The organism is Pseudomonas sp. Pso3 (assembly GCF_055393275.1).
In genome coordinates, this window is the sequence record NZ_AP043687.1 from 4,271,051 (window position 1) to 4,283,141 (window position 12,091).

General features: G+C 67.1%; 12 protein-coding genes. 4 read left to right on the top strand and 8 right to left on the bottom strand.

The features are described 5' to 3' along the window. Positions 1-11: 11 nt before the first annotated feature. On the bottom strand, positions 12-1,067 hold the full coding sequence (locus tag ACZ5R1_RS20045; protein ID WP_027598948.1) for a ferrochelatase: 1,056 nt from the start codon (positions 1,065-1,067) through the stop codon (positions 12-14). Further along, positions 1,064-1,972: a TIGR01777 family oxidoreductase gene (locus ACZ5R1_RS20050; RefSeq protein ID WP_042136587.1), complete on the bottom strand. Its 909-nt coding sequence runs from the start codon at positions 1,970-1,972 to the stop codon at positions 1,064-1,066. Before ACZ5R1_RS20050 ends, ACZ5R1_RS20045 begins: the two co-directional genes overlap by 4 nt. 176 nt (positions 1,973-2,148) lie before the next feature. Here ACZ5R1_RS20050 and ACZ5R1_RS20055 point away from each other — a divergent pair, with 176 nt between their 5' ends. The 4 genes from ACZ5R1_RS20055 to ACZ5R1_RS20070 all read left to right on the top strand — a co-directional run bounded on the left by ACZ5R1_RS20055 (position 2,149) and on the right by ACZ5R1_RS20070 (position 6,584). Then, on the top strand, positions 2,149-3,135 hold the full coding sequence (locus ACZ5R1_RS20055) for an NAD(P)/FAD-dependent oxidoreductase (RefSeq protein WP_027598950.1): 987 nt from the start codon (positions 2,149-2,151) through the stop codon (positions 3,133-3,135). Between the two features lie 125 nt (positions 3,136-3,260). After that, positions 3,261-4,232, top strand: a complete 972-nt coding sequence (locus ACZ5R1_RS20060; RefSeq protein ID WP_027602876.1) for a YbgA family protein — start codon at positions 3,261-3,263, stop codon at positions 4,230-4,232. 10 nt (positions 4,233-4,242) lie between these two features. Next, a complete protein-coding gene (locus tag ACZ5R1_RS20065) occupies positions 4,243-5,166 on the top strand; it encodes a MerR family transcriptional regulator (protein WP_052382670.1) in 924 nt (307 codons plus the stop codon). Continuing rightward, the gene (locus ACZ5R1_RS20070) at positions 5,163-6,584 is read left to right on the top strand and encodes a cryptochrome/photolyase family protein (protein WP_042136583.1); all 1,422 of its coding nucleotides are present in this window, start codon (positions 5,163-5,165) and stop codon (positions 6,582-6,584) included. The genes ACZ5R1_RS20065 and ACZ5R1_RS20070 overlap by 4 nt, the downstream gene beginning before the upstream one ends. Before the next feature lie 28 nt (positions 6,585-6,612). Here ACZ5R1_RS20070 and ACZ5R1_RS20075 read toward each other — a convergent pair whose 3' ends face one another. From ACZ5R1_RS20075 to hemA, 6 genes are all read right to left on the bottom strand, one after another. Further along, complete coding sequence (locus ACZ5R1_RS20075; protein ID WP_027598954.1) at positions 6,613-7,137, bottom strand: acyloxyacyl hydrolase; 525 nt, start codon at positions 7,135-7,137, stop codon at positions 6,613-6,615. Between the two features lie 152 nt (positions 7,138-7,289). After that, the gene (murI, locus tag ACZ5R1_RS20080; RefSeq protein ID WP_042136579.1) at positions 7,290-8,081 is read right to left on the bottom strand and encodes a glutamate racemase; all 792 of its coding nucleotides are present in this window, start codon (positions 8,079-8,081) and stop codon (positions 7,290-7,292) included. Continuing rightward, a complete protein-coding gene (locus tag ACZ5R1_RS20085; RefSeq protein WP_042136577.1) occupies positions 8,074-8,829 on the bottom strand; it encodes a molybdopterin-synthase adenylyltransferase MoeB in 756 nt (251 codons plus the stop codon). Before ACZ5R1_RS20085 ends, murI begins: the two co-directional genes overlap by 8 nt. Further along, on the bottom strand, positions 8,823-9,653 hold the full coding sequence (prmC, locus tag ACZ5R1_RS20090; protein ID WP_042136575.1) for a peptide chain release factor N(5)-glutamine methyltransferase: 831 nt from the start codon (positions 9,651-9,653) through the stop codon (positions 8,823-8,825). The genes ACZ5R1_RS20085 and prmC overlap by 7 nt, the downstream gene beginning before the upstream one ends. 3 nt (positions 9,654-9,656) lie before the next feature. Continuing rightward, complete coding sequence (prfA, locus tag ACZ5R1_RS20095; protein ID WP_042136573.1) at positions 9,657-10,739, bottom strand: peptide chain release factor 1; 1,083 nt, start codon at positions 10,737-10,739, stop codon at positions 9,657-9,659. Next, positions 10,736-12,004 carry a glutamyl-tRNA reductase gene (hemA, locus tag ACZ5R1_RS20100; RefSeq protein WP_007161557.1) on the bottom strand — a complete coding sequence of 423 codons (1,269 nt, stop codon included), beginning with the start codon at positions 12,002-12,004 and terminating at the stop codon, positions 10,736-10,738. Before hemA ends, prfA begins: the two co-directional genes overlap by 4 nt. Positions 12,005-12,091: the final 87 nt, after the last annotated feature.

The following is a 12,091-nucleotide window of genomic DNA, read 5'->3' on the forward strand; positions in this document are numbered from 1 at the left end:
CAGATGCCGGCCTAGGCCGGCATCTTGGGTTGCTCGATGGGCTGCGGCGGCAGCTCCGCCACCTCTTCGCACAGTTCCACCAGCGCCTGCGCCCAGGCCGGGTTGTCGTTGACGCAGGGGATCAGCACCAGCTCCCGGCCACCGGCTTCGATGAACTGCTCGCGCCCGCGATCGCCGATCTCTTCCAGTGTCTCGATGCAGTCGGCGACAAAGGCCGGGCACATCACCAGCAGGCGCTTCACGCCGGCCTTGGCCAGCTCGTCCAGCCGCGCCTCGGTGTAGGGCTCGATCCACTTGTCCTTGCCCAGCCGTGACTGGAAGGACACCGACCACTTGCCATCGGGAATGCCCAGGCGCCGGGCCACCAGCTCGGCGGTGCGCTGGCACTGGCTGCGATAGCAGACGGCCAGGGCCTTGGCGCTGACCTTGCTGCTGTCGGGCGCGCGCAGGTCGTGGCTGCGATCCTTGACCAGCTTGCGGATGTGCCGCTCGGGCAGGCCGTGGAAGGACAGCAACAGGTGGTCGTAGGGCTCCTCGAGATAGGGCTCGACGCTGGCCGCCAGCGCCGCCTGGTATTCCGGACGGTCGTAGAAGGGCGGCAGGATCTTCAGCGTCAGCGGCAGCTGGTGGGCCTCGATCACCCGCCGTGCCTCGACGATGGCGGTGGTGGTGGTGCTGTCGGCGAACTGCGGATAGAGCGGCGCATAGGTCACTTCGCGGATGCCCTGGCTGGCCAGGCGCTTGAGCACCGATTCCACCGAGGGCTCGCCGTATCTCATGCACAACTCCACCGGACCGTGGCGCCAGAGGGGCCGCACGGCCTCTTGCAGGCGGCGGCTGAGCACGATCAGCGGCGAGCCGTCGTCCCACCAGATCGACTCATAGGCCTCGGCCGAGGCGGCGGGTCGCTTGATCAGCACCAGGGACACCAGCAGACGGCGCAGCGGCCAGGGCAGATCGACCACATAGGGGTCCATCAGGAACTGGTTCAGATAGCGCTTCACGTCGGGGACGTGGGGCGAATCGGGCGAACCCAGGTTGGCGAGCAGCAGAGCGTTGGTAGTCATCGTGAATCCTTGGCAGCGAGCAGGTCGGCCAGGGCCGCGTCCAGCTCGGGATAGCGAAAGACATACCCGGCCGCGAGCAGGCGCTCGGGTCGGGCGCGCTGACCACCCAGCAGGAGGATGGACAGCTCTCCCATCAGGCGCAGGGCGAAGGCGGGAATCAGCAATCGCGCCGGGCGCCGCAAGGCCCGCCCCAGCGCTTCGGTGAACTCGCGGTTGCGGACCGGCTGGGGGGCACAGAGATTATAGGGACCCTGGGCGTCGCTTCGGTTGAGAAGAAAATCGATGGCCCCGATTTGATCCTGTAAATGAATCCAGGGCATCCATTGGCGTCCATTGCCCAGGCGCGCGCCCAGGCCGAAGCGGAAGGGCGGCAGCAGGCGCAGCAGAAAGCCGTCGTCGGCGGCCAGTACCAGGCCGGTGCGCAGGTTGACCACGCGGATGCCCAGTTGCTCGGCCTCGTTGGCGATCTGCTCCCAGGCCAGGCACAGCTCGCCAGCGAAGTCGGGGCCGGCCAGGCTGTCGGCCTCGCTCACCGGTTTTTCGCCGCTGTCGCCATAGAAGCCGGTGGCCGAGCCGGAGAGCAGGACCGCGGGTTTCTGCGGGCGCCCGCGCAGCCACTCGATCAGGCGCTCGGTGGTGCCGATGCGGCTCTGCCAGAGTTCGGCCTTGCGACTGCGGGTCCAGGGCTTGTCGGCGATGGGCGCGCCGGCCAGGTTGACCACCGCGTCCAGCTGCTCGTCGCCCAGCGCGTCCAGCTGGGCGATGCCGCGCACGCCGGGTCCGCATTCGCGCGCTACCCGCGCCGGGTCGCGGCTGAGCACGGTGAGCTGGTGCCCGGCAGCCGCCCATTGGCGGCACAGCGCGCGGCCGATCAATCCGGTGCCACCTGTCAGCAGGATATGCATGTCGTCACTTCCTTCTCGTATTGCCCTGCCGCCCGTATGCATCTGAACGAAGGGAAGAGGATTGTTTGGTATGGTCGTGGGTCGAAAGATCCAGAACGGTTGCCAGTCGTAGCCGTAGAGCCCTTGCGCGCGCAAACGTTCGACAAGGGCGAGTCGTCAGACAAGCGAGGTCCATCATGACTGCCCCCATCGCCATCGTTGGCGCAGGAATAGCCGGACTTGCCGCGGCCCAGACGCTGATTCGCGCCGGGCAGCAGGTCCAGATCTTCGACAAGAGCCGCGGCAGCGGCGGCCGCATGGCCAGCAAGCGCAGCGAAGCCGGTGCCCTGGACCTGGGCGCCCAGTATTTCACCGCCCGCGACCGGCGCTTCATCGACGCCCTCAACGAATGGCGGCGAGCCGGTTGCGCGGCCGAATGGAATCCGGTGCTCTACCAGTATCGCGACGGGCGCCTGAGTCCCTCCCAGGACGAGCAGCCGCGCTGGGTCGGGGTGCCGCGCATGAGCGCCATCACCCGCCACCTGCTGGCCGATCTGCCGGTCACCTTCGACTGCCGCATCACCGAGGTCTTTCGCGGCGCCCAGCACTGGCACCTGCTGGACGCCAGCGGCGAGACCCACGGCCCCTTCGCCCAGGTCGTCATCGCCATGCCGGCGCCCCAGGCCACCGCCCTGCTCTCCAGCGTGCCCAAGCTGGCGGCCACCGTGGCCGGCGTCAGCATGGAACCGACCTGGTCGGTGGCCCTGGCCTTCGCCACGCCCCTGCAGACCCCGGTGGAAGGCTGCTTCGTGCAGGGCAGCGAACTGGACTGGCTGGCGCGCAATCGCTGCAAGCCCGGGCGCGACACCACCCTGGACACCTGGGTGCTGCACGCCACCAGCGCCTGGAGCAAGGCGCACATCGATGCCTCCAAGGACGCGGTGATCGAACGTCTGCACGGCGCCTTCGCCGAGCTGATCGGCTGTCCGCTGCCGGCGCCGGCCTTTACCCTGGCCCATCGCTGGCTCTATGCACGCCCCGCGCAACCTCACCAGTGGGGCGCCCTGGCCGACCCCGACATGGGCGTCTTCGTCTGTGGCGACTGGTGCTCCAGCGGGCGGGTGGAAGGGGCCTGGTTGAGTGGTCATGAGGCTGCGCAGCAGCTCCTGAGCAGTCTGGATTAAGCGACGAAGCGCACGCCGTCTGTAACCTGCGGCGAATCTTTTGCCGCAGCCCCCTGTCGAAAGTTGCACCAAACTTGTACAAACAGGAAAACCTTGTACAAGAAAATACACGACAGGGGATCTCCATGCTTGCCAACTCCTCCTCCAGCCTGCCCCGCCCGCGCCTGGGCATCAGTGCCTGCCTGCTGGGTGACGAAGTCCGCTATAACGGTGGACACAAGGAATCCCGGCTCTGCAGCCAGACCTTCGCCGAGCACTTCGACTTCGTCCGGGTCTGCCCGGAAATGGCCATCGGCCTCGGCACGCCCCGCGAACCCATCCGCCTGGTGGGCGACTCCCAGGCGCCGCGCGCGGTGGGCACCGTCGATCCCAGCCTGGACGTGACCGCCGCCCTGACCCGCTACGGGGAAAAGATGGCGGGCGAGCTCACCGACCTGTCCGGCTTCATCTTCATGCAGAAATCGCCTTCCTGTGGCATGGAAAGGGTCAAGGTCTATCACGCCAATGGCCAGGGCAGCGAAACCGACGGTCGCGGCCTGTTCGCCGCCGCCATCATGCGTCTACGACCGGACTTGCCGGTGGAAGAAGCCGGGCGCCTGAATGATCCGGTGCTGCGGGAAAACTTCGTCACCCGCGTCTTCGCCCACGCTCATTGGCTGCAGCTCATGCAACAAGGCCTGACGGCACGTGCCCTGCTGTCCTATCATTCGCGCTACAAGTACCAACTCATGGCCCATGATGCCCACCGGGCCCGGGCGCTTGGTCAGTTGGTCGGCAGCATCGGCCAGCGCAATCTGGACGAGCTGGGACAGGAGTATTTCAGTGGCCTGATGGCTGCACTGAAAAAGTGCGCTACCCGTGGTACTCACTGCAATGTGCTCTATCATCTATTCGGTTATCTGCGTCGGGTCCTGAGCGACAGCGAGAAGCAGGAAATGCAACAGCTCATCGAGCAGTACCACGAGGGCGTCGTTCCTCTGGTCGTGCCCCTGACGCTGCTCAAGCACCACTTCCGCCAGCATCCGGATCGTTATGTGAACGAGCAGGCCTATCTCCAACCGCACCCCGAACGCCTGAGTCTGCGAAATGCCATCTAGCGCCTCTCCCTTGCCTTCGTCGTCCAACGCCGAAGAGCAGGACTACCAGTCCGCTCTCCATGAGGGCTGGCTGCCCATCCGGGAAATCGCCCGGCGCACCGGCGTGAACGCCGTGACGTTGAGGGCCTGGGAGCGGCGCTATGGCTTGCTGGTGCCCAAGCGCACCCCCAAGGGCCATCGGCTGTACAGCGAGGCCCATGTGGTCCGGGTGCAGCAGATCCTCGCCTGGATCGCCCGCGGCGTGGCGGTCAGCCAGGTCAAGGGACTGCTCGACGAACAGCGGCCCGCCGCGGTACCTAGCGACACGCCTTGGCAGGGCATCCATCAGGAGATGATGGACGCCATCGGCCGGCTGGCCTCGCGCGCCCTGGACGAAGCCTACAATCGCGCCGCCTCGCTCTATCCCCCGCGGGTGCTGCTGGACCAGTTGCTCTGGCCGCTGCTGCGGGAACTGGAGCGCCTGAGCCAGGCCACCGACGATGGCCGCTTGCAACAGGTGTTCTTCCAGTCCTGGCTGCGCAGCAAGCTGGGCGCGCGGATCTACCACAGCCAGCACAGCCTGAGAGGCGCCCCCCTGGTGCTGCTCAATCTCGACGACACGCCGATGAATGTGTCCCTGTGGCTCTGCGCCTGGCTGATCAGCACCGCCGAGTGCCCGGTCGAGATCGTGGAATGGGCGGTCCCCGCGGGCAATCTGGATCGCCTGGTCGAGCAGCTGGAGCCCCGGGCGCTGGTGCTCTGCCGTGACAGTCGACCCGACAGCGAGCTGCGCCGCCAGCTGCAGACCTTCGCCAACCGCCATGCCCGCCCCTGCCTGACCCTGGGCGCTCTGGGCGAATCCCTCACCGCCGATGCCGCACCGGCGCGCAGCCCGGGGGAGGCCTTCGACCGCCTGCAGAGTGCCGGCCTCCTGCGCCAGGAACGCCACGCATGAGTCAGCTCGTCTGGTTTCGTACCGACCTGCGCACCCTCGATCATCCCGCTCTCCACGCCGCCGCCGAACAGGGTCCGGTGGTGGCCGTCTTCCTGCTGAGTCCTGCCCAGTGGCAGGAACATGACGAGGCGGCGGTCAAGGTCGATTTCTGGCTGCGCAATCTCGCCGAACTGGGCAAGACGCTCGGTTCTCTCGGTATTCCCTTGCTGGTGCGTAGCGCCGAGCGCTGGAAACAGGCGCCCCAGGTACTGCTTGAGCTGGCCAGGGAACTGGACCTCGAACACCTGCACTTCAATGACGAATACGGGGTCAACGAAGCCGCGCGCGACGACGCCGTGGCTGAAGCCTTCGAAGCGGCGGGGCTGACGGCCCATCGCTATCTGGACCAGACGCTGTTCGCGCCGGGTACGGTGCTGACCAAGAGCGGCGGCTATTTCAAGGTCTTCGGCCAGTTCAGGAAGACCTGCCTGGCACGCCTGGAAACCGGTCTGCCGACGCCCCTGCCCGCTCCCGGCAAGCAGAAGAAAAGTCTGGTCCAGGCGGATGACCTGCCCACCTCGGTCGCCGGCTTTGCGGCCATCTCGCCCGAGGTGCAACAGCTGTGGCCGGCCGGTGAAGAGGCCGGCCTGCAGCGTCTGCAGGCCTTTATCCAGGACGACCTGGAGGACTATCACCAGGCGCGGGACATTCCCTCCACACCCGGTACCAGCCAGTTGTCCGCCTACCTCAACGCCGGCGTGCTGACGCCCCGGCAGTGCCTGCAGGCGGCGGTCCGCGCCAATGACGGCCTGCTTAGCGGTGGCAAGCAGGGAGCGGCCACCTGGATCACCGAGTTGCTCTGGCGCGAATTCTATCGCCACGTACTGGTGGGCTATCCCTGGGTTTCGCGGCACCAGCCGTTCAACCGGGACCTGGCCGCCCTGCCCTGGCGTAACGACCGCGAAGGCCTCGACGCCTGGCAGCAGGGGCGCACCGGGATTCCCATCATCGATGCCGCCATGCGCCAGCTCCTGCAGACCGGCTGGATGCACAATCGCATGCGCATGCTGACCGCCATGTTTCTCTGCAAGAATCTGCTGATCGACTGGCGTGAAGGTGAACGCTGGTTCATGCAGCACCTCATCGACGGCGACCTGGCCTCCAACAACGGCGGCTGGCAGTGGAGCGCCTCCACCGGGACCGATTCGGTGCCCTATTTCCGGGTGTTCAATCCCCATACCCAGGCGCTCAAGATCGATGCCCGGGGCGATTATGTGCGCACCTGGATACCGGAGCTAGCCGACCTCAAGGGCAAGGCCGTGCACACCCCCGGGGGCCGCTACCTGACGCCGCTGGTGGACCTGGGCGAGAGTCGCCAGCGCGCCCTGGCCGCCTACCGCGGCATGGCGCGCAAGACGGAAACGAAAAAGCCGGACTAGGTCCGGCTTTTTTCATAGCAGCCCTGGATCAGAGGGTATGGCTGTAGAACAGCGCATAGGACTCGATGCCATCGTTGGGCTGCTTGATGCCGGCGTTGGAATAGTGGGTCGCGCGGATGCCGACGCGCTGGGTGTCGCCGAACTTCAGGCCCAGGCCGATGCGGTCTTCGAAGTTGAAGGCCGAACCCAGGTCCTGTTCGCCGACCTTGGTGCTGGAGAAGACCGAGACGCCGATACCGGCCTCGACGAAGGGCTTCACCTGGCCCTGGCCGAATTCGTAGACGAACACCGGGGCGAAGGACAGCGAATGCTGGTCGGAAGAATGGCCGTTGTCACCTTCCCAGTAGGTGTAGCCCGCATCCCAGTAACCGGTCAGGCGGCCGGTGGAGCTCTGCCACCAGCTCTTGTCCCAGTTCCAGCCGGCACCGATGCGGTAGGTCATGCCGCTCTGGCTGGTGGCGCCGACCGCCCCGGTGATTTCCACAGCCTGTGCCGCTGCCACGCCACCCAGCGAAAGCGCGGCGGCTACTGCGAGGGAAAGCAATTTGTTCATGAGAGTGCCCTTATGGATGTTTCTAGTTTTTACGAACCGCCAGCATTGACCCCTAAGTCGTGAAGGTGTTCACAGGCTGGGACATTTTTACCTACAAGGTCGGATGCTAGTCGCTGGACAGGCATTTGGCGAGCAAAACCCGGGCAGAAAAGTCAGACGAACGCCTTTACCTCGGCACCTGCCGGCCAGAGTTGCGGCAGTACCGCCTCCAGGTCGGCGGGCTCGCCGGACGTCCAGATCCGCGTCGGGCCGGCGGGTCCACGGGCCAGGCGCGCGTCCCGCGCCAGCAGACTCTGCAGGCGTCGGGCCACGGCGGCGCCGGTGTCCACCAGGATGATTTCTGGCGGCACCAGTTCGGCCAGCAAGGGGCGCAGGAAGGGGTAGTGGGTGCACCCCAGGATCAGGGTGTCGCACTCTGCCGTCAGCAGCGGCTCGAGAAAACCCTGCAGCAGGCGCCGGGTCTCGGGGCCGTGCAGATCGCCGCGCTCGACCTGCTCCACCAGTCCCGGGCAGGGCTGGGTCACGACCTGGACGCCCAGGGCGAATCGGTCCAGCAAGGCCGCGAACTTGGCGCTCTGCAGCGTACCCGTGGTCGCCAGCACCCCGACCCGGCCATTGCGGGTGGCGGCGGCCGCCGGCTTCACCGCCGGCTCCATGCCGACGATGGGCCAGCGGGGATAGCGTTCGCGCAGATCGGCCACCGCCGCCACGGTGGCGGTGTTGCAGGCCACCACCAGGGCCTTGGCACCCTGGGCGTGCAGCCGCGCCGCGATCAGCTGGCAGCGCTCGCGGATGAAGGCAGGGGTCTTTTCCCCATAGGGGATATGGCCGCAGTCGGCGATGTAATGCAGGGTTTCCGCTGGCAACAGCTGGCGGATCTCCGCCAGCACCGACAGGCCGCCGACGCCCGAGTCGAAGACCCCGACCGGCGCCTCCTCAGCCATGGCGGGCGCCGCACACCGGGCACCCCGGATCGCGCCGGACGCGCAATTCGCGGAAGCGACTGCCCGCGGCATCCACCAGCAGTAGCCGTCCCACCAGCGGCTCGCCGAAGCCGGCCAGCAACTTGAGCGCTTCCAGTGCCTGCAGACTGCCCACCAGGCCCACCACCGGACCAAGCACCCCGGCTTCGCTGCAACTGAGCTCGGCTTCGCTGCCCTCGCCATAGAGGCAGTGATAGCAGGGACTGTCGGCACGACGCGGATCGAAGACGCTGAGCTGGCCTTCCAGGCGAATGGCCGCGCCACTCACCAGCGGCCGCCCGGTGGCGACGCAGGCGGCGTTCACGGCCGCGCGGGTGGTGAAGTTGTCCGAGCAGTCCAGCACCAGGTCCACCGCGGCGATGCGCGCCGCCAGGCTGTCGGCGTCCAGCGCCTCGCGCAGCGGCACCAGGCGTACCTCCGGATTGAGCGCCGCCAGGCGTTGCAGGGCGGAATCCACCTTGCCCTGGCCGATGCGGCTCTCGTCGTGCAGCACCTGGCGCTGCAGGTTGCTCAGGTCCACCTGGTCGAAGTCGGCCAGGTGCAATTCGCCGACGCCGGCGGCAGCCAGGTAGAGCGCCACCGGCGACCCCAGACCGCCGAGGCCGACGATGAGCACCCTGGCGTCCTTCAGTCGCAATTGTCCGGCGATATCCACCTGGGCCAGCAAGATCTGCCGGCTGTAGCGCAGCAGTTCGCCATCGCTCAGCATGGCCAGCGGCCTCCGCTGATGCGCGCATGACCACCCAGGTCCTGGCGACTCTCGACCTCGATGAAGCCCTGGCGCACCAGCAGTTCGCGTACCGCGGCGGCCTGCTCGAAGCCGTGCTCCAGCCACAGCCAGCCACCCGGCTGCAGGTGCGCGGGCGCCGCCGCGATCAGCTCGCGGATGTCGTCCAGGCCATCGGCGCCAGCCACTAGGGCGCTGCGCGGCTCGAAGCGCACATCGCCTTCGTCGAGATGGCGATCGCTGCCGGCGATATAGGGCGGATTGCTGACGATCAGCTCGAAACGCTGTCCGGCGAGGGCGGCGAACCAGTGACTCTGCTGGAAGCCGACGTTGCCCAGCCGCAGGCGCTGGGCGTTGCGTTGCGCCAGCTCCACTGCGGCCGGGATGCGATCCACGCCGCTGACCTGCCAGCGCGGTCGTTCATGGGCCAGGGCCAGGGCGATGGCGCCGGTACCCGTGCCCAGATCCAGCACCCGCACCTCGTCGGCCAGGGGCAGCGCCAGGGCGGTTTCCACCAGCACCTCGGTGTCGGGACGCGGGATCAGGGTATCGGGGCTGACCTCCAGGTCCAGCGACCAGAAGCCCTGCTGGCCGAGGATATAGGCCACCGGCTCGCCCTGCCGGCGGCGTTCGAGATCGGCCTGGAACCGTGCCAGGGCCTCGCGCGGCACCAGCTTTTCCGGCCAGGTGCGCAGGTAGCTGCGTGGCTTGTCCAGGGCGGCCGCCAGCAGCAATTCCACGTCGAGGCGGGCGCTGGGCGAATCCGGCAACTGGCTTTCGCGCACCAGGGCGCCGATGGTGGCCATGGCTTAGTCTCCCAGGGCCGCCAGCTGGTCGGCCTGGTATTCCTGCAGCAGCGGATCGATGACCTGCTGGACGTCGCCGTTGACCACCTCGCTGAGGGAATAGAGGGTCAGGTTGATGCGGTGATCGGTCACCCGCCCCTGGGGGAAGTTGTAGGTACGGATGCGCTCGGAGCGGTCACCCGACCCCACCAGCAGCCGGCGGGTGTCGGACATTTCCTTGTGCGCCGCCGCGTCCTGCTGGTCGTTGAGCTTGGCCGACAGCCAGGCCATGGCCTTGGCGCGGTTCTTGTGCTGGGAGCGTTCCTCCTGGCACTCCACCACGATGCCGGTGGGCAGGTGGGTGATGCGCACCGCGGAGTCGGTCTTGTTGACGTGCTGACCGCCCGCCCCGGAGGAGCGATAGGTGTCGACGCGCAGATCGGCCGGATTGATCTCGATGGCCTGCTGCTCGTCGGGCTCGGGCAGCACCGCCACGGTACAGGCCGAGGTGTGGATGCGGCCCTGGGATTCGGTTTCCGGCACCCGCTGCACCCGGTGCGCGCCGGACTCGAACTTGAGCTTGGCGTAGACGTTGTCGCCCTCGACCCGGGCGATGACCTCCTTGAAGCCGCCGTGCTCGCCCTCGTTTTCCGAGAGCACTTCCAGTCGCCAGCCCTGGCGTTCGGCATAGCGCGAATACATGCGGAACAGATCGCCGGCAAAGATCGCCGCCTCGTCGCCACCGGTACCGGCGCGGATTTCCAGGAAGACGTTGCGGCCGTCGTTGGGATCGCGCGGCAGCATCATGCGCTGCAACTCGTCTTCCAGTTCCTGCAGGCGCGCCTTGGCAGTGCCGACCTCTTCCTCGGCCATCTCGCGCAGATCCGGATCGCTGTCCTTGAGTAGCGCCTGGGCGCCCTCCAGGTCGGCCTGCACCTTGCGGTATTCGGTGAACGCCTGGCTGACCGGCTCGAGTTCAGCGTATTCCTTGGAATAGGCGCGGAACTGGGTCTGGTCGCTGATGACTTCGGCGTCGCCCAACAGCGCGGTCAGCTCCTCGAAGCGGTCCTGCAGACCGTCGAGCTTGTGCAACAGAGAGGTCTTCATGTCTTGTCCAAACCCTCGTCGAGGGCGAAGAGTTCCTGAGCCAGGGTCAGCGCGTCGACGCGTCCCTCGGCGGATAGTTTCTTGAGCTGCACGCTCGGTGCGTGCATCAGCTTGTTGGTGAGGCTGCGCGCCAGGGCGGCCAGGGCTTCCTGGGGATCGGCGCCATTGGCCAGCTGGCGCTGGGCGCGAGCCAGTTCGTCGTCGCGGATCTGCTCGCCCTGCTGACGATAGGCGCGGACCACGTCCACCGCGGCGCGCTCGCGTAGCCGCTGCATGAAGTCGTCGACCCCGGCCAGCACCAGCTTCTCGGCGGCCTGGGCCGCGCCCTGGCGACTCTTGAGATTTTCCGCCACCACCTCGTGCAGGTCGTCCACCGTATAGAGGTAGACGTCTTCCAGCTCGCTCACCTCCGGCTCGATGTCGCGCGGCACGGCGATGTCGACCATGAAGATGGGCTTGTGCCGACGCTGCTTGAGCGCCCGTTCCACCGCGCCCTTGCCGAGGATGGGCAACTGGCTGGCAGTGGAACTGATGACGATGTCGCTGTTGACCAGTTCGTCGGGAATGTCGGCCAGGAGCACGGTATGGGCGCCGAATTCCTCGGCCAGGTGGCTGGCGCGCTCCAGGGTGCGGTTGGCGACGACGATGCGGCGCACGCCCTGTTCGTGCAGATGGCGGGCGACCAGGGTGATGGTCTCGCCAGCGCCGATCAGCAACGCCTGGCTGCGGCTGAGGTCGCTGAAGATCTGCTTGGCCAGGCTGACCGCGGCAAAGGCCACCGACACCGGGTTCTCGCCGATCGCCGTGTCGGTGCGCACCGCCTTGGCGGTGTTGAAGGTGGCCTGGAACAGGCGGCCTAGCAGCGGCCCCACGGTGCCGGCCTCGCGGGCCACGGCATAGGCCGACTTGAGCTGGCCAAGGATCTGCGGCTCGCCCAGCACCATGGAGTCCAGCCCGGCGGCCACCCGCATCATGTGGCGCACCGCGGCTTCGTCCTGGTGCAGATAGATGCTGGCGCGCAGGTCTTCCAGAGGCACCCGGTGGTACTGGGCGAGCCAGGCCAGCACGGCGTCCGCCAGGCTGGGCTCCAGCTCCAGGTAGAGTTCGCTGCGATTGCAGGTGGAAAGAATCGCCGCTTCGCGACTGTGGGTGGCCTGCTCCAGCTGGCGCAGGGCCTCGACCGTCTGCTCTGGAGTGAAAGCCACGCGTTCGCGCACCTCAACCGAGGCGGTCTTGTGATTGATGCCGAGCGCGAGAAAGGCCATGGACGCAAGCAGTCGAACGGATTGGGAAAGCCGAACATTGTCCTACGCGCGGGCGGTGGCGACAACCAGCAGCGACGAGACGTCGGA

Coding starts and splice junctions, on each gene's coding strand:
- ACZ5R1_RS20045 (WP_027598948.1), bottom strand. CDS start 1,067: ATGACTACCAACGCTCTGCTGCTCGCCAACCTGGGTTCGCCCGATTCG.
- ACZ5R1_RS20050 (WP_042136587.1), bottom strand. CDS start 1,972: ATGCATATCCTGCTGACAGGTGGCACCGGATTGATCGGCCGCGCGCTG.
- ACZ5R1_RS20055 (WP_027598950.1), top strand. CDS start 2,149: ATGACTGCCCCCATCGCCATCGTTGGCGCAGGAATAGCCGGACTTGCC.
- ACZ5R1_RS20060 (WP_027602876.1), top strand. CDS start 3,261: ATGCTTGCCAACTCCTCCTCCAGCCTGCCCCGCCCGCGCCTGGGCATC.
- ACZ5R1_RS20070 (WP_042136583.1), top strand. CDS start 5,163: ATGAGTCAGCTCGTCTGGTTTCGTACCGACCTGCGCACCCTCGATCAT.
- ACZ5R1_RS20075 (WP_027598954.1), bottom strand. CDS start 7,137: ATGAACAAATTGCTTTCCCTCGCAGTAGCCGCCGCGCTTTCGCTGGGT.
- murI (WP_042136579.1), bottom strand. CDS start 8,081: ATGGCTGAGGAGGCGCCGGTCGGGGTCTTCGACTCGGGCGTCGGCGGC.
- ACZ5R1_RS20085 (WP_042136577.1), bottom strand. CDS start 8,829: ATGCTGAGCGATGGCGAACTGCTGCGCTACAGCCGGCAGATCTTGCTG.
- prmC (WP_042136575.1), bottom strand. CDS start 9,653: ATGGCCACCATCGGCGCCCTGGTGCGCGAAAGCCAGTTGCCGGATTCG.
- prfA (WP_042136573.1), bottom strand. CDS start 10,739: ATGAAGACCTCTCTGTTGCACAAGCTCGACGGTCTGCAGGACCGCTTC.
- hemA (WP_007161557.1), bottom strand. CDS start 12,004: ATGGCCTTTCTCGCGCTCGGCATCAATCACAAGACCGCCTCGGTTGAG.